This is a genomic window from Candidatus Njordibacter sp. Uisw_039 (assembly GCF_047730075.1).
In the GTDB taxonomy this organism is placed as follows: domain Bacteria; phylum Pseudomonadota; class Gammaproteobacteria; order Pseudomonadales; family Balneatricaceae; genus Njordibacter.
On sequence record NZ_CP159831.1, the window covers coordinates 335001 to 354425 of the forward strand.

Consider the following 19425-nt stretch of genomic DNA (forward strand, 5'->3'; position numbering starts at 1 on the left):
GTGTTTTATCGAGTGACTTATCCGAAGGCCCTCACTTTAGCGAGTTGAGGGTTTATCGTAAGCTTGATTGAAGGTAATTTGTCAGAATTACTGCGACCCTTTTGGGTTATATGGTCAAGTGAATAAGCGTGCACGGTGGATGCCTAGGCAGTCAGAGGCGATGAAGGACGTGGTAACCTGCGAAAAGCTTTGGGGAGGTGGTAAACAACCTATGATCCAGAGATATCCGAATGGGGAAACCCACCCAGCATAAGCTGGGTACCCTATACTGAATACATAGGTATAGGGGGCGAACCGGGAGAACTGAAACATCTAAGTACCCCGAGGAAAAGAAATCAATTGAGATTCCCCTAGTAGCGGCGAGCGAACGGGGATTAGCCCTTAAGTTCATTTTGTTTTAGCGGAAGTAGCTGGAAAGTTACGCCATAGTGGGTGATAGCCCCGTACGCGAAAAGGCATTTTGGATGAAAACGAGTAGGTCGGGACACGAGAAATCTTGACTGAACATGGGGGGACCATCCTCCAAGGCTAAATACTCCTGACTGACCGATAGTGAACCAGTACCGTGAGGGAAAGGCGAAAAGAACCCCTGTGAGGGGAGTGAAATAGATCCTGAAACCGTGTACGTACAAGCAGTGGGAGCAGACTTGTTCTGTGACTGCGTACCTTTTGTATAATGGGTCAGCGACTTAATTTTAGTAGCAAGCTTAACCGAATAGGGGAGGCGTAGGGAAACCGAGTCTTAATAGGGCGTATAGTTGCTAGGATTAGACCCGAAACCGGGCGATCTACCCATGGCCAGGTTGAAGGTTGAGTAACATCAACTGGAGGACCGAACCCACGTATGTTGAAAAATGCGGGGATGAGCTGTGGGTCGGAGTGAAAGGCTAATCAAGCCCGGAGATAGCTGGTTCTCCTCGAAAGCTATTTAGGTAGCGCCTCGTGTCTCACCATTGGGGGTAGAGCACTGTTTCGGCTAGGGGGTCATCCCGACTTACCAACCCGATGCAAACTCCGAATACCAATGAGTGCAATCACGGGAGACACACGGCGGGTGCTAACGTCCGTCGTGGAAAGGGAAACAACCCAGACCGTCAGCTAAGGTCCCAAAGTGTATGTTAAGTGGGAAACGATGTGGGAAGGTTTAGACAGCTAGGAGGTTGGCTTAGAAGCAGCCATCCTTTAAAGAAAGCGTAATAGCTCACTAGTCGAATCGGCCTGCGCGGAAGATATAACGGGGCTCAAACATACCACCGAAGCTACGGACGCATGTTTACATGCGTGGTAGAGGAGCGTTCTGTAGGCCGTTGAAGGGAAAGCTGAGAGGCATCCTGGAGGTATCAGAAGTGCGAATGCTGACATGAGTAACGATAAGGGGAGTGAAAAGCTCCCCCGCCGGAAGACCAAGGTTTCCTATCCAATGCTAATCAGGGTAGGGTGAGTCGGCACCTAAGGCGAGGCTGAAGAGCGTAGTCGATGGAAAGCAGGTTAATATTCCTGCACCACTCAATATTGCGAAGGAGGGACGGAGAAGGCTAGTCCAGCGCGGCGTTGGTTGTCCGCGTTTAAGCGTGTAGGCTGGGAGTTTAGGTAAATCCGGATTCCCTTAAGGCTGAGGCGTGATGACGAGGTCCATTAGGACTGAAGTGGTTGATGCCATGCTTCCAGGAAAAGCTTCTAAGCATCAGATATTGAGTGACCGTACCCCAAACCGACACAGGTGGTCAGGTAGAGAATACCAAGGCGCTTGAGAGAACTCGGGTGAAGGAACTAGGCAAAATGGTACCGTAACTTCGGGAGAAGGTACGCCGCTGTTGGTGATGGGACTTGCTCCCTAAGCTGACGGCGGCCGAAGATACCAGGTGGCTGCGACTGTTTATTAAAAACACAGCACTGTGCAAACACGAAAGTGGACGTATACGGTGTGACGCCTGCCCGGTGCCGGAAGGTTAATTGATGAGGTTAGCGCAAGCGAAGCTTTTGATCGAAGCCCCGGTAAACGGCGGCCGTAACTATAACGGTCCTAAGGTAGCGAAATTCCTTGTCGGGTAAGTTCCGACCTGCACGAATGGCGTAACGACGGCCACACTGTCTCCACCCGAGACTCAGTGAAATTGAAATCGCTGTTAAGATGCAGTGTATCCGCGGCTAGACGGAAAGACCCCGTGAACCTTTACTATAGCTTCACAGTGAACTTTGAACCTATTTGTGTAGGATAGGTGGGAGGCTTTGAAGCGGTGACGCTAGTCATCGTGGAGCCAAACTTGAAATACCACCCTGGTATGTTTGAGGTTCTAACTCAGGTCCGTAATCCGGATCGAGGACACTGTGTGGTGGGTAGTTTGACTGGGGCGGTCTCCTCCCAAAGAGTAACGGAGGAGCACGAAGGTATGCTAATCATGGTCGGAAATCATGAGGTTAGTGCAATGGCATAAGCATGCTTAACTGCGAGACAGACACGTCGAGCAGATACGAAAGTAGGTCATAGTGATCCGGTGGTTCTGAATGGAAGGGCCATCGCTCAACGGATAAAAGGTACTCCGGGGATAACAGGCTGATACCGCCCAAGAGTTCACATCGACGGCGGTGTTTGGCACCTCGATGTCGGCTCATCACATCCTGGGGCTGAAGCCGGTCCCAAGGGTATGGCTGTTCGCCATTTAAAGTGGTACGCGAGCTGGGTTTAGAACGTCGTGAGACAGTTCGGTCCCTATCTGCCGTGGACGTTTGAGATTTGAGAAGAGTTGCTCCTAGTACGAGAGGACCGGAGTGAACGAACCTCTGGTGTTCCGGTTGTCACGCCAGTGGCATTGCCGGGTAGCTACGTTCGGACAGGATAACCGCTGAAAGCATCTAAGCGGGAAGCCCCCTTCAAGATGAGATCTCACAGGAGTTTAACTCCCTAAAGAGCCGTTCAAGACTAGGACGTTGATAGGTTGGGTGTGTAAGCACGGTAACGTGTTGAGCTAACCAATACTAATTGCTCGTGAGGCTTGACCATATAACGCCAAAAGCGTTGTACAAGCTGGTACATAAGTACCCAGTACAAACCATTAGGTTTACGATAATACGACGGGTAAGCCCTCGATAAGCGCATTAGTGTAGTGCCTAAACTCAATATCACAAATTCATGGATGGTGATTTAACGATCTTCATTCACCCTTTTTTGCTTGGCGACCATAGCGAGATGGAACCACCTGACCCCATTCCGAACTCAGAAGTGAAACGTCTTAGCGCCGATGGTAGTGTGGGGTTTCCCCATGTGAGAGTAGGTCATCGCCAAGCTTCCCATTCAGTACTAAAGAGCCTCTAGCCCAAAAAGTTAGGGGTTTTTTATTGGGCGCAGGAAAGCGATGAGTTACTCTCACATGGATAAAGACAGGGCAGCTACGCTGCCACAAATCATGTGATAGTAGGGTGAGACTGGCGCAGTTGGCAAAGCACCGCTTTGCGCCACTCGAACGGCAGGGCCTGAGGCCCTGACCGGGCCATCGCCAAGCTTCCCATTCAGTACTAAAGAGCCTCTAGTCCAAAAAGCTAGGGGTTTTTTATTGGGCGCAGGAAAGCGATGAGTTACTCTCACAGGATGATGACGGCTGAATCCCAGTGTATTCTCCATGTTATAATAACTACTACTTCACTAAGACGAAAAAACAATGTCAACAAACACGTTAATGTTACTCCTCATATTATTTTGTATCGTTATGGTTGGGGTAATAGTCAGGGTTCTTGTGCGCCAGAAAAAAGCTTTAAAACTTAATCAACAACGTATCGTGGACATGCAAGATATGTTGGAAAAACAATATACCCATCGTGTAGAAAGTATAGGAGTGATCGCTAGGGCAATGGTTGATAAACAATGTGAATCAACAGAGGGGTGCATACGATTAAAGCAGTTGTTAGACCAGGTTGAGTCAGATTTATTAAGGCGAGACGAATATCAGGTGATTGCCCTAATTTATAGTGAAACAGAGCACATGCCTATCAAGGAACAATGGCAACAGCTCGATAAGAAAGCCAAACAAAAGTTCACCAAGCAGCGGCTTGCTCTTGAAGTTAAACATGGAGAAGATATTCATGCCGCAGTATCGGCTCTACAGCGGCATGAATTTTTAGCTTATCAAAGCTTAAACTAAAGCCTTTTTAATACGCCTAACAGCTTCTTCCAACACAGATTTAGCGCAACCAAAGTTAAGCCGTAAAAAGTTTTTATCATTAAAATTTTGCCCTGGAGACAGGCCCACACCTGCAGCTTCAAAGAAAGCGCATGGGTCTTCTAATTGTAGTTCAGAGACATCGATCCAAGCTAAAAAAGTGGACTCTAAGGGCAGCATCTGAAGACCTTTAATAGCATTCAATTGCTCCATTAAATAGTCACGGTTGTCGCGTAAATACCCATTCATCGCAGCCAACCAATCATCACCTTCTGCGAGTGCAGTAACAGTAGCCGTATAACCAAATGGATTTATCTCAGAAATAATGCCATGCATCTCATCCACAAAGGCTTTGCGTAGCTCGTCATTAGCAATTACCGCCCATGAACAAGCAAGACCAGCCACATTAAAGGCTTTACTCGCAGCACCCAGTACAATGGAATTATTAAGGGCGTGTGCGCTGACATCTAAATAGGGAATATGTGTTTTATCTTCATCCAAAATAATATCTGCGTGTATTTCATCAGACACTAAAATCAAGTTATTAGCTTCACAATAGGCATCAATGCGTTTTAATTCATCGCGGGTGTAAATCGCTCCACCAGGGTTTTGCGGATTACAAAATAACATCACGCGTACATCTTGAGCATTACGTTTTTCTAACGTATCTAGGTCAATACGAACCCTGTCTTGAGCATAGGTCATGGCCAAATGGTTAGCCTGTTTACCAGCTGCTGCAGGGGTTGTGTGAAAATACGGATAGACCATATCCGGTGTAAACACTTGTTGGTGTTGCCTTGATAAGCTACGTATTGCAAGGCTTAAGCTTGCTACAATACCTGGCACCCAAACCACCCAGCTAGCCTCTACATGGCAGCCATATTTTTTTTGATAATAGTCAGCCACCACTTGATCGTATTGTTCATCTGTTCGGGTGTAACCAAATACCCCATGTTTTATTCGATCTTCTAAGGCCTGTTGAATCACCGGTGCGACTTTAAAGTCTGTATCTGCTACCCACAGAGGAATAACATCTTGGTGCTTATATTTATTCCACTTTAAGGAGTTTGTATTGTGACGATCTACAATGTCATCGAATGAGTAGTTATCGTTAGACTGCATTGTGTTTGAGTCCTTTTGTGTATTGCCAGAGACAGGGTCAAGGGCTATATTAGGCGTTATCTTATGGGCTACAGTTTGGACCATATTTACCCCTTAATCTACGCTAAAAATGCGTTAATTTGGAGCTTCAGCAATGAGCAACAATGAAAGTGTCATCATCTTTGCTGCCACCCCTGGTGATGGGGAGCAAAGCCCATCCACAAGTTTAATGAAACAGTAGAATAGACTATGGTTATGTTCCCTGCTATTGATGAAGCCCAGCGCTTACAATACTTGCAAGCGCTAGGGATTGCGAGTTGGTTGCCGATTGAGCCGCTGGTCGGTAGTGACGCCAATGATGTGCTGTGGCAGGAAGAATTGGTACAGGCCAGCAATAGCTCGTCAGCAAGAGATCTGCTTGCCCCATCAACCATAGTGTTTTCTGTACAATCGTTATCTGTTGAAGCCGATACTGCGCCGTCAATTGTTGAGGTTCTGCCTCCAATGCCGGTGACAGTTACTCATCCAGACCGGCTCGCTCCGCTACACTTAGGGTTATCTTGGTACAGTAACGGAGTGTTGGTGGTAAACGATATACCAGTGCAAGAAGGGGCCGCTATGAGCAGCCCTATACAGCGCTTACAAACAGCCATCGTTAATGCCCTACGCTCTACGTTGGTAGATGCCAGTGCGCAAGCTATGCCTGCAGTATCTATGGAATTTAACTGGCCGTTAGTACCAGGTCCCCACGCCGATCACTCATTAATGGGGGCGCAAAGTGGGCTCAAATACAGCCTAATAAAATTGTTAAAGGATAACTCATGCAGCAAGCTCTTGATAATGGGACCTGCGGCGATACAATTACTTAAGCCTGGCATGACCCTTGGCGAAAGTACCCATATTGAACTACCTAATATGGTGATCGAAGCGGTATATAGCCACAGTTTGCACCAGCTATTAGCTGTGCCGACTCTTAAAGCTGATACCTGGCAGCACTTACAGTCACTATTTAACGCTCCCAAAACGGTTTAGTAAAGGATGTTTATTCGTGCTTTAGTTAAGGACGATATCGATCAGATAATGGATTTTTCGCTGGGACCAAATGAATCGGCTTGGTCAAAAAAGGCCTTAGAGATTGCTTTGGAAGGTGTGTTAGGTGGCACTTACCTAGCTGACGTTGGTTTAGATGCAACCACAGGCCAGGTGATGGCTTATGCCGTAGCAAGTTATGCTGTTGATCAAGCTGATGTGCAACATATTGTGGTAAACCAGTCCTTTAGGGGGCAGAGTTTAGGGCGACAATTGTTGCAAGCATTGATCAAAGGTCTAGTGAGCCGAGGGGCAGAGACAGTGTTTTTAGAAGTACAGCCTTCTAATCAAGTAGCCGTTAATTTGTATCAATCTATGGGTTTTGAATGTATACAAAAACGCCGAGATTATTATTCCGGCGTTGATGGTGTGCGAGAAGACGCTTGGGTGTTTAGCCTAGCGTGTCTGTAGCGACTTTATAATCTGGGTCTTCAATGACATTTAGCTCTACCATGTTGCCCGCTTTAGACAAGAGACGCTTACAGTCTGCACTAAGGTGGCGAAGGTGTAGGGTCTTGCCAGCTCGCGAATACCGTTCAGCTAGGGTATCAACGGCCTCCAAGCCAGAGTGATCAGCTACACGTGAACGCTCGAAATCAATAATTACATCATTTGGATCTTGGCTTGGGTCAAATAAGTCCAAGAAGTTTTGTACTGAGCCAAAGAAAATCGGCCCACGTAAGTAATAGATACGGCTACCATCCACGTCTTTATGGGTTACCTGTGTATGTTTTGCATGCTTCCAGGCAAACACTAGAGCCGAACAAATAACACCCACTACCACGGCGATAGCAAGATCGGTAATTACCGTAACGCCAGAAACCAATATTAATACAAAGGCATCGGATTTAGGAATTTTTCCCAAAATACGGAAGCTGGACCATTCAAAGGTGCCTAACACCACTATAAACATAACACCGATTAAGGCGGCCAACGGGATCATTTCAATAAGAGAGGATGCCACTAAGATAAAGGCCAGAAGGAATAACGCAGCGCTAATGCCAGAAAGGCGGCCACGCCCACCAGAATTGACGTTTATCATACTCTGTCCAATCATGGCGCAACCACCCATGCCACCAAACAAGCCAGTTGCAGTGTTAGCGATACCTTGGCCAACACATTCTTTATTACCGCGGCCGCGGGTGCCAGTAATTTCATCAACCAAAGTAAGAGTTAATAATGATTCGATTAATCCAATAGCGGCCAAAATGATAGCGTAAGGCAAAATGATAATTAGGGTGGCCAAAGTGTAAGGTACTTGAGGAAGATGGAAGCTAGGTAGGCCTCCCGCAATGGAGGCGATATCGCCCACAGAGCGTGTATCCAACTCCATGAACCACGCTAACAAAGTCACTACCAAAATAGCCACTAAGGATGATGGAACGGCGCGAGTGAGTTTAGGTAAAAAGTGAATGATCGCCATGGTAAGGACAATTAACCCGATTAACAAATACAGCTGGGTGCCTTCTAGCCACTGCAAGTTACCGTTATTGTCGATGAACTTAAATTGGCTCAATTGTGCCAAAAAGATAACGATCGCCAAGCCGTTAACAAAACCTAACATTACTGGATGAGGCACCATGCGGATGAATTTTCCTAGCCGAAAAACGCCAGCTAAAACCTGTAAGATACCCATTAATACAACAGTAATAAAGAGGTACTCCACCCCGTGGTCGGCCACCAAAGCTACCATAACCACTGCTAATGCGCCGGTAGCACCAGAAATCATTCCAGGGCGGCCACCGATAACAGCGGTGATTAAACCCACCATAAAGGCAGCATATAAGCCCACTAGTGGATCTACACCTGCTACAAAAGCAAAAGCAACAGCTTCAGGCACTAACGCAAGAGCAACCGTAAGGCCGGAGAGTATGTCATTTTTTGCATTAGCCGGAGCACGGCTTGCCAGATCGAACATGATATTTCCTAATAACAGGGGACTGTAAAAACGCGCGTATTATACGTAAATTATCACTATTTTTCAATATATTGATAGGGATCTGGTTGTTTTTTAACCACTTTTTCAGTGTTTTATATTGAGGAAAAGACGCTAATCAGCGACAATAGGCACTATTCTGGGCACACGCCAATGTGCCATCCTATATTGCCACAGATTGTATCCATTATGCCCAACTTGATTGCAGAAGAAGTCGCAACGCGAAGAACCTTTGCCATTATATCTCACCCCGACGCGGGTAAAACCACCATCACCGAAAAACTATTGTTATTTGGACAAGCTATTCAAATAGCAGGTTCGGTAAAGGGTAAGAAGGGTGATAAAAAAGCCACCTCAGATTGGATGGCGATGGAGCAGCAACGAGGTATATCCGTGACCTCCTCGGTGATGCAGTTCCCCTATAAGGACCGTACCGTAAATCTTTTGGATACCCCAGGGCACGAGGACTTTTCTGAAGATACTTATCGCACATTGACGGCGGTCGACTCAGTGCTAATGGTTATTGATGGCGCTAAAGGTGTGGAAGATCGAACCGTTAAACTTATGGAAGTTTGTCGTTTACGAGACACACCTATTTTCACCTTCGTCAACAAAATGGACCGGGAAGTACGTGAGCAAATAGAAGTCTTGGATGAAGTCGAAGACGTGCTTAACATTGCTTGTGCGCCTATTACCTGGCCCATTAGTATGGGCAAACGCTTTAAGGGTGTGTACAACCTTTATACCGACACCTTACACTTATTCACCCCAGGTCAGGGCCACACCATTCCTGAAGATATTCAAATTAAAGGATTGGAATCTGATGAGGCCGCAGAAGTGCTGGGTGAATTATTGGAAGAATTGAAAGAAGAAATTGAATTAGTACGTGGTGCAAGCCATAAATTTGATATGCAGTTGTTCTTAGAGGGCAAGCTGACACCGGTATTCTTTGGTACGGCTTTATCCAACTTTGGCATTCGTGAAATGCTGGATTACTTCGTAAAATGGGCGCCCGCTCCAAAGTTTCGAGATGCAGGTGAGCGTGTAGTGCAAGCGGTGGAGTCTAAATTCACTGGCTTTGTATTTAAAATCCAAGCCAATATGGACCCTAAGCACCGTGATCGTATTGCCTTTATGCGCATTTGTTCTGGTAGCTATGAACGGGGCATGAAAATGCGCCATGTACGTATAGGTAAGGATGTAAAAGTTGCTGATGCAGTAACGTTTATGGCTGGCGAGCGTTCCAACGTAGAGCAGGCATGGCCTGGTGACATTATTGGCTTACATAACCATGGCACTATTCAGATTGGTGATACCTTCACTGCTGGTGAAAATCTTAAGTTTGCAGGTATTCCTCATTTTGCACCTGAGCTTTTTCGTCGAGTACGTCTTAAAGACCCGTTAAAGATGAAGCAGCTGAAGAAGGGATTGCAGCAGCTATCGGAAGAAGGTTCAACTCAGTTGTTTATGCCAGGGAAAAATAACGACCTGATTGTTGGCGCAGTAGGTGTATTGCAGTTTGAGGTAGTCGCCTACCGTTTGCAGGACGAGTACAAAGTTGAATGCATCTATGAGCCTATTAGCGTCAACACTGCCCGCTGGGTTGAGTGTGATGACAGCAAAATGCTTGATGAATTTAAGCGTAAGGCGGCAGAAAATTTGGCTATCGATGGCGGTGGTCACTTAACCTATTTGGCACCTTCTAGAGTGAACCTAAGTTTAACGGAAGAGCGCTGGCCAGACATTCGTTTCCGCGCAACGCGGGAACACTAACACCAGTTTAAAAAGGGGGGGTTTTAATGCATCAGTTGATTGACAGTCACTGTCATTGGGATCACCCTCGTTTGCAAAGTCTGCAGCCCCATTTATGGCGCTCTTGCCTTGACCAAGGGGTGGGGCAGTTAGTGGTGCCTGGAACTCAGAAAGCCTTGTTTGCCCAGCAAATATCCCTATGTGAACAGCACCCATGTTGGCATTTAGCCCTTGGCCTTCATCCCTATTTTAGTGACCAGCACATTCCGCAGCACCTCACAGATTTAGCTGACGCCATTCACCACTATAAACCCATTGCTGTGGGTGAGATTGGGCTGGATTTTGTGTTAGACATAGAACTTGAGGGGTTTTCCATAGCTCACCAAGAACGTTGGTTTGTAGCACAGGTGCAACTAGCCCAACAAACGAAACTACCTCTCATTGTGCATAGCCGAAAAGCCAACGATCGTTTAGGCCAGCTTTTAAGGCAGTTAAAATTTGATCAGGGCGGTATTGTGCACGGGTTTAGTGGTAGCGTGCAGCAAGCTGAAAAATTTATCCAGTTGGGATTTAAGATAGGCCTAGGTGGTAGCCTAACCTATGAGCGAGCTCAAGCCATGAGACGTTTAGCACAAGCACTGCCACTCACAGGTATCGTACTAGAAACCGATGCGCCAGATATGCCAATGGCAGGGCAGGGCAAAGGGCAGCCTAATCGACCGGACATGTTGCCACGTGTGCTGGCAGTGTTGGCAGAGCTACGGCGGGAGTCTTTATCTGAGATCGCCATGCAGACTGTAGCTAACACCTTAGACGTGCTAAGACTTAAATAGCCTGCTTGGTATCTTTTAAATGTTAGTATAGAGGGTTAGCACATGTCTTCAAATGGATTGCTAATGGATAAATTCACAGCTTTTGCATAGCCTGGGATATGAATCTCGTTGCGATTTATGAGTAAATCTTCGCCAGTTAATACGTTATGGCCAAATTTATAAGTTGGCTTAGATAGGCCACGCATGCTTTGTAAATCATAATTGGCTGCGGCTTGAGTATGGGTTTCTTGGGCTAGGAGCATCTGTTGCATAGCTTTAGTGCCATGTTTTTTGACCATGAGCTGATTAGCCACATGAGGTCCCATTATTACTGCACTGGCGTTGTTACCGCCAAATCCCTTTGAATTCAGCAGCACAGTATCGATGCCCTCTATACCAACTTCATGGTGGGCGGCTTGGATAGCTAAATGACTATCATGAACATCGCTCGCGACGTGATCTATGGTGGCGATCCCGGGTAAAACTCCATAGCGCCACACGCCCAGAGAAACGGCAAGTTGATCGCCCCCTGCTGTGCCTTGAGAGTGGCCAAGGTAAGCTTTAACCGCAGCCACTTTCCAGCGATCTATGCCAAAGGCCTTAGCAGTTTCATTGATGACGTGGGATTCGGTAACACGATTCTGTGGTGTACTTGTACCATGGGCTTGCACACAAGAGCGTTGGCGTAACGACTCTGTGCCTAGCATCGTTTCTGTAAGGGCTGCTGCTTTGGCCAAGGTGATGTAATTACCTATGCCTGGGGCTGATATAGATTTTTTATGACCATCAGCGTTAACAAATACACCAGGCACTGCACCATGAATTTGCGCACCTAGCTTGAGGGCTAGGTCGTCGCTGGCGAGCACAATCCATTGGGAGGCTTCCCCCATAGTGAAACCACAGTTACTGGAGAAGGGGCGAGAGGTGCGGCGGAGATCGGCCTCAGCGCTGGCATCTAAGGCACACACTTCATGATCTTCGGCTAAAGCACCCATGGTGCGGAAGCCTTCCATAACTTCAGGGGTAATAGGTGCATCACTGCCACCGACGATGACTAGATCTCGGCGACCACTTTTAATGTCTTCAACGGCATTACGTAGATTGTATAGAAACGTAGCACATGCACCTAAGGCAGAACCCACAGCACCAACACTACCTAATAAATAGGCATTAACAAAATCAGCTGGCATTTGACCATAACCCAACGGCATTTGTTTTGAAGTAATACGTTTCCCAGTACTTGGATTTTTTAGTAAGCCGCCAAAACCGGCTTCATCTAGCTGACCAATGGAGTTGCTAGCGTAAACAGCAATACGGTCTGGTGCAACTTGGTCTTGCATAGTTTGCCAGGCAATACCTGTGGAACTGAGGGCGTCAGATGCGCCAAACACAGTCATTTGTAAATTGCGTGGGTGGTTGCGAGACTGGTACAGCGAACCGGGTTCAAACCCATCAGGTAGTTGGCCTGCTGCACTCACTGGTGCGCGCTTGGTGTCTGGTAGAATAGCCGAAAAGGTGCCGCTTATGGTCACTTCTACGGTGTCGCCGTCAACTGAGGTTACTTGCCAATTGTCTGGTAGGCGGTTGGGTAGGTGGCGCTTACGCATACGAATACAGGTGCAGTCGCCGGACGCTGGTTTAATTTCGGCCGCTTTGTTTAATACTAGTTGGTGGATATCGTAAGCTTCCGGCCGGATAGCACGTATCAGAGTGGCATCTTTTAATTGTTGGCCCAGTAGTTCAGTTAACTGAACCTGGGTTAGTCCTTGCTCTTGGCCGGTAACGTGGTATAGACCATTGTAGAAGGTGGCTTTGTTGGTTAGTGTGGCGAGGTCTGTCATCGTGTCCAGACGGCTTTGTGTATCTAAGTGATCAACAATTAGGCGGCGATAACCATGGTGGGAGGAGGTTCGACCAGCGGCATTTATTCCGCCAAAACCAATAATGACTGGTAGATTCGACAACTAACAATTCCCCAAAATGAATGACATGAACACGTTAGTGGCCATTCTAGCAGAGTGGTGGCTAAACTCTAGGTCTGTGACGTATTCTAGTGTATTCGATGCACTTCCAAGTGCAGGTGCGTGACTTTCTTACCTAATAAATGCAATTCACCTTGGGTTCTTTGCTCACCATCACTGCTGAATTCAAAAGTGAATTGCCGCAATGGCGATATGTGGCCTTTGTGATCGCGGTTTAGGCGAGTTTTTTTAAGCACCACAGTGTCATCAAGCAACTGAAGGTCTTGCTGCTGGCATTGTTGCTTAGCGACTGAGCGAGCTCGATCTTTCGCAGCACTCGTATCCCACCAGTAAAGTAAGCCTAAAACTAAAGGCAATAAAAGCCACTCCAAACTCATTACCCACCCGCCTTTTTAACAGAAGGCCAACCACGGTTAGCCAATAACACCGTTAGTATATCGCGTTGGTCACCTTGTAATTCAAGGGTCTGTTCCTTAACAGAGCCACCAGAACTAGTTTTTTGTTTGAGCTCTTTAAGTAATTTCTTTAACTCTGGCTTAGCCAGAGGTATGCCAGTGATGGTAGTGACACCTTTACCTTTACGACCTTTAGTTTCAAGGCTAATGCGCACGTTGCCATCACCCACTGCACTAATATTATGGGCACATTGGCACTGAGCAAGGCCACAATCGGGGCAAAGTCGACCTTGGTCTGTGGAGTATACAAGTCTCGACATGTTAATATTTCCCTGGGGTGGTAATGCCGTGAATAGGGTCTTCAGTAGCAGTTTTTGGGCGCACAAGTTGCACTAACTCACTGCAGGGGTGCTGAACGCCGTTTCCCCACCATATTTTTTGCCATGGCTCTAGCTTATTGACCCGAATCATAGACCTAATATCATCAATGTAATCCACACCGCGAGAGGAGTAGCTGATTAATCCTGCAGATAGAGCACGTGCAGTAACGGTTTGACCGTTGTTGATTAGGCATTCTCGGATACGACGCAAACCGATATAACCACCGTGAGAGTTTAAGTTGCGAATGTAGGCATCCACTGAATCTTGTGGGTTTTTAAATTGTCTTACTTCATAATTAGCGCCCTCAGGGCGGCCGCTAGGAACCAAACCGCAGCCAAGACTGAAACACCACTGACCGAATAAATTATTACCTTCAGTCGCAAAGCGAGAGGTGCCCCAGGCACTTTCATTAGCTGCTTGAGCCAACACCAGGGCCGTTGGTACTGTTCCAATTTTACGTAATAGTAAATCGATTTGCTCTGCAGGCACTTTGGTTTTGATTTTATGACTTTTTGACAAGCGGTTGAGACGTTTGGCCTGTTGTTGTGTGAGCCGCTGAGGGTTCATACGTTGAATTTCTGTACGAATCTGCACAACCTTCTCATTTGCTGTGTTGGATAATTGATTTAAGTAATTAAAAAATTTTATCTTTTTTGTTTTTACATCGTTAATAGCGGAAAAGTTAGGCAATGGCACCACTTTTGGGCGTAAGCTAGATTCAATAGCGTGGCTAATGCTGGCGGCTGCATTGGCACTAGAAACCGCCCGAGGTGTGGTATTGGGCTGGGCGATTATCCCACCCTTGGTGTAGTTAGCTGCGGCAGATTCGCTTGCGGTCTTTAATCGGTCAGTCTGAGCGCTAATTAATGCAGTTGTATCTATATTTTTAAGTAAAAAGGCGACCACAAGCAGTACAACTAAACTTATTAACTCGGCGTTCTGGCGCAAAAATGCTGGAGTATTCATAGGCAGCAGAAATCTCCTAGGGATTAATAAGCTTTGCTGTGGGGATATCCCTTTCCCCTAGCTGAGTCATTAAGCGAGCATTTTCTTGCTGCAATTGTGCGATTTCCAAGGTGGTTACCAAACTTTGGCTTATCAATAGCGTTACCTTTTCTTCAAGTGCATGCATGAGCAGGTGAGAGCTGGTGGATGTTGATAAAGCAGCCATTGAACTATACCTTGGCCAATTTTTTAGCTTGTTCCACAGCTTTAAAAGCTGCCATTTGTGCTTCAGTTGCTGGCAACTGGTGATGGTCTTTCCATTCTCCATAGGGCATACAATAGACATGCTCACGGGCTTTATCATAATCCATGGCAACACCTCGTTCGTTGGCTGCAGCCATCAGCCACTTGCCCATACAGTTACGGCAAAAACCGGCCAATGTCATCAGCTCGATATTCTGTACATCCTTACGGTTGTCGAGGTGTGTAACTAAGCTACGAAAGGCGGCAGCCTCAAGTTCAATTTGTGTTTGTTGATCCATATAGCTCTCGTGAAGGCCAAAATAAGCAACCGCCATAATATAACTTTACCTGCGCTAGTGCTAGGCGGGGTTGCAGATACACTTGATCTCTGCTTCATTATAGGTAAAATACTGGTTGTATGTACAGTAATTAATACAAGGTGGCATGTAGGTGAACCGAAAGATAATTCATTGTGATTGTGATTGTTTTTACGCTGCTGTGGAGATGCGAGATGTGCCAAGCTATCGTCATCGACCGATTGCTATCGGTGGAGCGGCGAATAGTAGGGGAGTCATTGCTACTTGCAATTATCCTGCACGTAAGTTTGGTGTGCACTCGGCTATGCCATCTGCCCAAGCATTACGTGCCTGTCCAGAGTTATTGATTTTGCCTGGACGTATGGCTCTGTATAAGGCTGTTTCACAACAAATAATGGCCATTTTTCGGCGCTATTCGGACACTATAGAGCCCCTATCATTAGACGAAGCATTTATAGACGTGACTGAAGCTACTTTGTTTGATGGCAGTGCAACCCGTATTGCTCAGCAGATTCGTGCAGATGTTGAAGCCGAAGTAGGTATTACTATTTCTGCAGGAGTGGCACCTAACAAGTTTATTGCTAAGGTAGCCAGTGATTGGCTCAAACCCAACGGCTTATTTGTGGTAAAACCTGGGGAATTAGACGGGTTTAGTGCTCAGCTTCCAGTTAAAAAGATACCTGGTATTGGCCCCGTTAGCGCTGCCAAGTTAGCCGCACAGGGTATTCATACCTGCGCTGACCTAAGACCATTTAGTGAGTTGGAGCTCGAATTAAAGTTTGGCCGTATGGGACTAACTTTAGCCTCACGCCGGTTTGGTGAGGACCATCGCCCCGTACAAACCAGCCGGGTGCGTAAGTCTGTATCTGTAGAAAATACATATGGCCAAGATTTAACTAGCATCGAGGACTGTCGTGATGCTTTGTGCCCCTTGTATGAGGAGCTTATGGAGCGTTGGAAAAAACTCTCGTGCCATTATGCAGTTTCAGGGTTGGTAGTGAAGTTAAAATTTTCAGATTTTTCGCAATTGACGCGAGAACAAGCTAGTGCAAACATCGACTTAGACTTTTTTAAGGCCCTGCTAAAACTGGCTTTTGAGGGTGGTCAACCAAAACAACAAGCGCAAGGGGTGCGTTTGTTGGGATTGGGGCTCAAATTAAAAGCCCCAATCACACAGCAGCAGTTACGTTTATTTTAACCTCATTTTCAGGTTAGGTGCTGCGCTTTTTGCCCGTAACAATAGCACCTAAGTTCTCTAGCATTAATATCATCGAAGGCACTACAAATAGGATCAGTAAGGTGCCAAGTGCTAAGCCAAAAACGATTGATATTGCCATTGGAATCAGGAACTGCGCCTGCAGTGACTCTTCAAACAGTATAGGCGTTAGGCCCGCGATGGTGGTCATTGAGGTTAATAGCACTGCTCGTAAACGTTGGCATGCAGCTTCTACAATGGCTTCTTTAGGCGCCATGCCTTGTTCACGGAAGCCCTTATAGAAAGACAGCAACACGATACTGTTGTTAATGACGATGCCAGATAAACCAAACAAGCCAAATAATGACAAAATGGTGAGATCTCTATCCATAACAAGGTGGCCTAAAACGGCGCCTGTTAAGCCAAACGGTATGGTGAACATTACTGCAATAGGCCAAGTGTAGGATGTAAATACCCAAGCTAAAACAATATAAATAAGGATGAGGGCCAAAACTAAACCAGTCAGCATGTCCCCTAAAGTATCTCGTTCATCAGCCCTAGCGCCACCAAAACTAATCTTAACACCGTATTGGCGCTCAAGATCCGGAATAACATCTTTCTTTAAAGCCGCTATAACCACGTTGGCGTTAGTTGCACCCACATCGACATCTGCTTTTACAGAAACTGTTAGCTGCCCATTTTCGCTGCTGAATTTATCAATACCTCGTCGAGAGCTAAACTCTACCAGTTCTAACAAAGGTACAGTGTTGCCTGAGGGAAGAATAATGGGTAGCGCATACAAAGTTGCAAGACTGTTGCGGTCTTGGTCTTTGAGCATTAAACGGACGTCAATTTCGTCTGCGCCAAGGTAAAAGCTTTGCAAGGTTACACCATCAAAGGCATATCTTAGTTGACGGCCGATGTCTGCGCTTGTGAATCCTAAGGTTGTCGCCTGAGGCGTTAATGTAAAGATGAGTTGTTCCATGCCATACGGAAGGTTGTCATTAATGTTTTGAACCCCCGTAAACACCTTTAGAGCGGTCTGCAGCTCTAAGGCGACTTGTTTCATTACGCCAGCACTAGCACCGGTGATATTGGCTTCAATAGGTTTGCCTGGGGGACCAGATGCAGGTTGGTCTATAATGATCTTTTCTAATCCAGGAGCCTTCGGTATTTTTTTATTCCATACATCTATAAATTCAGCATTTGAAATAAGTCTCAGTTCTGAACTATCAAGCTCCACCTTTAATAGTGCGACTTGCTCAGTGCTAGATATACCAGCCGTAGGGAGCTTATTAGTGCCAAAATAGCTTATTCGCTCACTGATCATATTGCCGCCTAGTTCAGCCTCAGTATCGAGTAACGCGTCCTCTACCTTCACTAAGTAAGCCGCCACTTCACTGGCGGGGGTGCCGCTACTGAACTGCACATTGGCTCTTATAGTATCGCCATCTACGCTGGGGAAAAATGCAAACTGAATCCGCCCACCCACTAACAAACCTACGGCCAACACTAATGCGGTAATGGCTAAGCTAAAAGTAACTAAACGGAAGTTAATGGCAAAGTTAACAGCCGGCCGGAACATGCTATTTTTAAAGTTTTCAAAACCCCGGTCAAACGCACTACGCAAACGTGCAGGCTTTTTGTTCATCTGATTCTTGAGGGCATGGTGAAGATGACCTGGCAAGATTAAAAAGCACTCAACTAGTGACACTAAAATGACACAAATCACAACAATAGGGATGTCAGCTAGGATGCTACCTATGGTTCCACTGATCAGTAATAACGGCAAAAAAGCTGCTATGGTTGTTAACGAAGAGGCTGTAATTGGCCCCATCATCCGTTGCGCACCGCCTAAAGCCGCCTGCAAAGGCGGTTCTCCTTGTTGGAAGTGTGAGAGGGTGTCTTCACCCACTACTATGGCATCGTCTACAATAATGCCCAAAGCCATAATCATACCAAAGAGGCTGATCATGTTGATGGAGCCGCCGATAAAGTACATCACTCCCCAAGTAGCCAGTAGCGCGGCTGGAATGCCCATAGCAACCCAAAATGCGACCCTCGAATTGAGGAACATAAACAATAAACCCACCACAAAAAGCAAGCCGTAGGCACCATTGTTAATTAACAAAGTAATACGCGCCTTTAACAACAGCCACCTTTCGTCATAGACGACTATGTCAACACCCTGTGGGAATCGTTCTCGAGCGTCCAGCACCCACTTGTTCATGATGGCAGCAGTTTTAATGGTATCGTCATTTTTACTACGCATGATCGTTAGTTGTATGCCAGGGTTACCTTTATAACTAATGGTGCTTTGATCTTCCTTGGCGCGAAGGCTTATGTCGGCTACGTCACCTAAGCGAAGGAGTTGAGCGTTGTCTCCAGTGAGCAGTGGCAGCTGCTCAAAGCTGCTGACGTTTGACACCTTGCCAATGGCGCGCAATTGTTTTGACCCGTCGGAGCGGCCCGCAGTGCCAGCCATTACGTCTTGGCTCTGGTTGTTAATGAGTCCTGCTATATTGCGCAGTGACAACCCTAGGTCGTGTATTGTGCTGGGCTCAATTTGAATAGCAATCTCTTGTTCTGGCAAGCCAGTGAAATTGATTTTACTGATGCCCTTGGCTAACAATTCGCGTTCTGCCTGACGGGCTAAGCCAGTGAGTTCCTCCACTGGCCCAGCTGCCGTAATCAGCACGGTGCCGACGTTTTCATACATGACAAACTGTTCAATGGTGGGGGTTTCAGCTTCTGCAGGTAGGTTGCCTACGGCATCCACACGTTGTTTAATAGCATTAGTGGTTTCTGTAAAATCTGCGCTACTGTCAACGTCTAGAATGATAGAAACGCCGCCGCGGGATGTGCTGGATTTCACTTTAGTAACATTGGCAACGTTCTTAAGCTCTTGCTCAAGAGGAATAGTGATGCTGTTTTGAACATCCTCTGCAGCCGCACCGGGCCAAGCCACAAAGACTTTTACAGTGTCAATGGCAAAAGTTGGAAAAAATTGGGTATTAAGCTGCTTTAGCCCATAGGCACCAGCTAAAAACAACAATAACATTAAAAGGTTAGGAGCTACTCTGTGATTAGCAAAGAGGCGAATAAATGATTGCATCATGAACT

Annotated in this window: 16 protein-coding genes and 2 rRNA genes; 8 read left to right on the forward strand and 10 right to left on the reverse strand. The window is 46.5% G+C overall.

Annotated features, from left to right (window positions below):
* The first annotated feature begins 112 nt into the window (after positions 1-112).
* Positions 113-3001 (forward strand): 23S ribosomal RNA (locus tag ABXT70_RS01580).
* 168 nt (positions 3002-3169) lie between these two features.
* Positions 3170-3285 (forward strand): 5S ribosomal RNA (gene rrf / locus ABXT70_RS01585).
* 79 nt (positions 3286-3364) lie between these two features.
* On the opposite strand, the gene ABXT70_RS01590 is transcribed toward rrf, so the two are convergent.
* Complete coding sequence (locus ABXT70_RS01590) at positions 3365-3619, reverse strand: hypothetical protein (RefSeq protein ID WP_443641433.1); 255 nt, start codon at positions 3617-3619, stop codon at positions 3365-3367.
* A 37-nt stretch (positions 3620-3656) separates the two neighbouring features.
* Here ABXT70_RS01590 and ABXT70_RS01595 point away from each other — a divergent pair, with 37 nt between their 5' ends.
* Entirely contained in the window at positions 3657-4136 is a 480-nt protein-coding gene (locus tag ABXT70_RS01595; protein ID WP_443641434.1) for a DUF2489 domain-containing protein, read from the forward strand.
* On the opposite strand, the gene ABXT70_RS01600 is transcribed toward ABXT70_RS01595, so the two are convergent.
* Positions 4128-5360, reverse strand: a complete 1233-nt coding sequence (locus ABXT70_RS01600) for a MalY/PatB family protein (RefSeq protein WP_443641435.1) — start codon at positions 5358-5360, stop codon at positions 4128-4130. The genes ABXT70_RS01595 and ABXT70_RS01600 overlap by 9 nt on opposite strands.
* Before the next feature lie 144 nt (positions 5361-5504).
* Between ABXT70_RS01600 and ABXT70_RS01605 the strand changes: the two genes are divergently transcribed.
* A complete protein-coding gene (locus tag ABXT70_RS01605) occupies positions 5505-6287 on the forward strand; it encodes a hypothetical protein (protein ID WP_443641436.1) in 783 nt (260 codons plus the stop codon).
* 6 nt (positions 6288-6293) lie between these two features.
* Positions 6294-6755, forward strand: a complete 462-nt coding sequence (rimI, locus tag ABXT70_RS01610; RefSeq protein WP_443641437.1) for a ribosomal protein S18-alanine N-acetyltransferase — start codon at positions 6294-6296, stop codon at positions 6753-6755.
* Here the strand turns inward: rimI and ABXT70_RS01615 are convergent.
* Positions 6736-8262, reverse strand: a complete 1527-nt coding sequence (locus tag ABXT70_RS01615) for a SulP family inorganic anion transporter (protein ID WP_443641438.1) — start codon at positions 8260-8262, stop codon at positions 6736-6738. The two genes, rimI and ABXT70_RS01615, sit on opposite strands and share 20 nt — an antisense overlap.
* 171 nt (positions 8263-8433) lie before the next feature.
* Here ABXT70_RS01615 and ABXT70_RS01620 point away from each other — a divergent pair, with 171 nt between their 5' ends.
* Positions 8434-10053 carry a peptide chain release factor 3 gene (locus ABXT70_RS01620; protein WP_443641439.1) on the forward strand — a complete coding sequence of 540 codons (1620 nt, stop codon included), beginning with the start codon at positions 8434-8436 and terminating at the stop codon, positions 10051-10053.
* 26 nt (positions 10054-10079) lie between these two features.
* A complete protein-coding gene (locus ABXT70_RS01625; protein ID WP_443641440.1) occupies positions 10080-10865 on the forward strand; it encodes a TatD family hydrolase in 786 nt (261 codons plus the stop codon).
* Positions 10866-10900: 35 nt separating this feature from the next.
* On the opposite strand, the gene ABXT70_RS01630 is transcribed toward ABXT70_RS01625, so the two are convergent.
* The 6 genes from ABXT70_RS01630 to ABXT70_RS01655 form a co-directional block, all read right to left on the reverse strand.
* A complete protein-coding gene (locus ABXT70_RS01630) occupies positions 10901-12808 on the reverse strand; it encodes a beta-ketoacyl synthase (RefSeq protein ID WP_443641441.1) in 1908 nt (635 codons plus the stop codon).
* An 86-nt stretch (positions 12809-12894) separates the two neighbouring features.
* Positions 12895-13203 (reverse strand): DUF3301 domain-containing protein, encoded by a 309-nt coding sequence (locus ABXT70_RS01635; protein WP_443641442.1) that lies wholly within the window; start codon positions 13201-13203, stop codon positions 12895-12897.
* Positions 13203-13541: a translation initiation factor gene (locus tag ABXT70_RS01640; protein WP_443641443.1), complete on the reverse strand. Its 339-nt coding sequence runs from the start codon at positions 13539-13541 to the stop codon at positions 13203-13205. The genes ABXT70_RS01635 and ABXT70_RS01640 overlap by 1 nt, the downstream gene beginning before the upstream one ends.
* 1 nt (position 13542) lies before the next feature.
* The gene (locus ABXT70_RS01645) at positions 13543-14568 is read right to left on the reverse strand and encodes a glucosaminidase domain-containing protein (RefSeq protein ID WP_443641444.1); all 1026 of its coding nucleotides are present in this window, start codon (positions 14566-14568) and stop codon (positions 13543-13545) included.
* Positions 14569-14584: 16 nt separating this feature from the next.
* Positions 14585-14773: a hypothetical protein gene (locus ABXT70_RS01650; RefSeq protein ID WP_443641445.1), complete on the reverse strand. Its 189-nt coding sequence runs from the start codon at positions 14771-14773 to the stop codon at positions 14585-14587.
* A gap of 4 nt (positions 14774-14777) precedes the next feature.
* The gene (locus tag ABXT70_RS01655; protein ID WP_443641446.1) at positions 14778-15089 is read right to left on the reverse strand and encodes a DUF1244 domain-containing protein; all 312 of its coding nucleotides are present in this window, start codon (positions 15087-15089) and stop codon (positions 14778-14780) included.
* A gap of 151 nt (positions 15090-15240) precedes the next feature.
* Here ABXT70_RS01655 and dinB point away from each other — a divergent pair, with 151 nt between their 5' ends.
* A complete protein-coding gene (gene dinB, locus ABXT70_RS01660; protein ID WP_443641447.1) occupies positions 15241-16305 on the forward strand; it encodes a DNA polymerase IV in 1065 nt (354 codons plus the stop codon).
* Positions 16306-16318: 13 nt separating this feature from the next.
* On the opposite strand, the gene ABXT70_RS01665 is transcribed toward dinB, so the two are convergent.
* Positions 16319-19420, reverse strand: a complete 3102-nt coding sequence (locus ABXT70_RS01665) for an efflux RND transporter permease subunit (protein WP_443641448.1) — start codon at positions 19418-19420, stop codon at positions 16319-16321.
* Between the last annotated feature and the right edge of the window lie 5 nt (positions 19421-19425).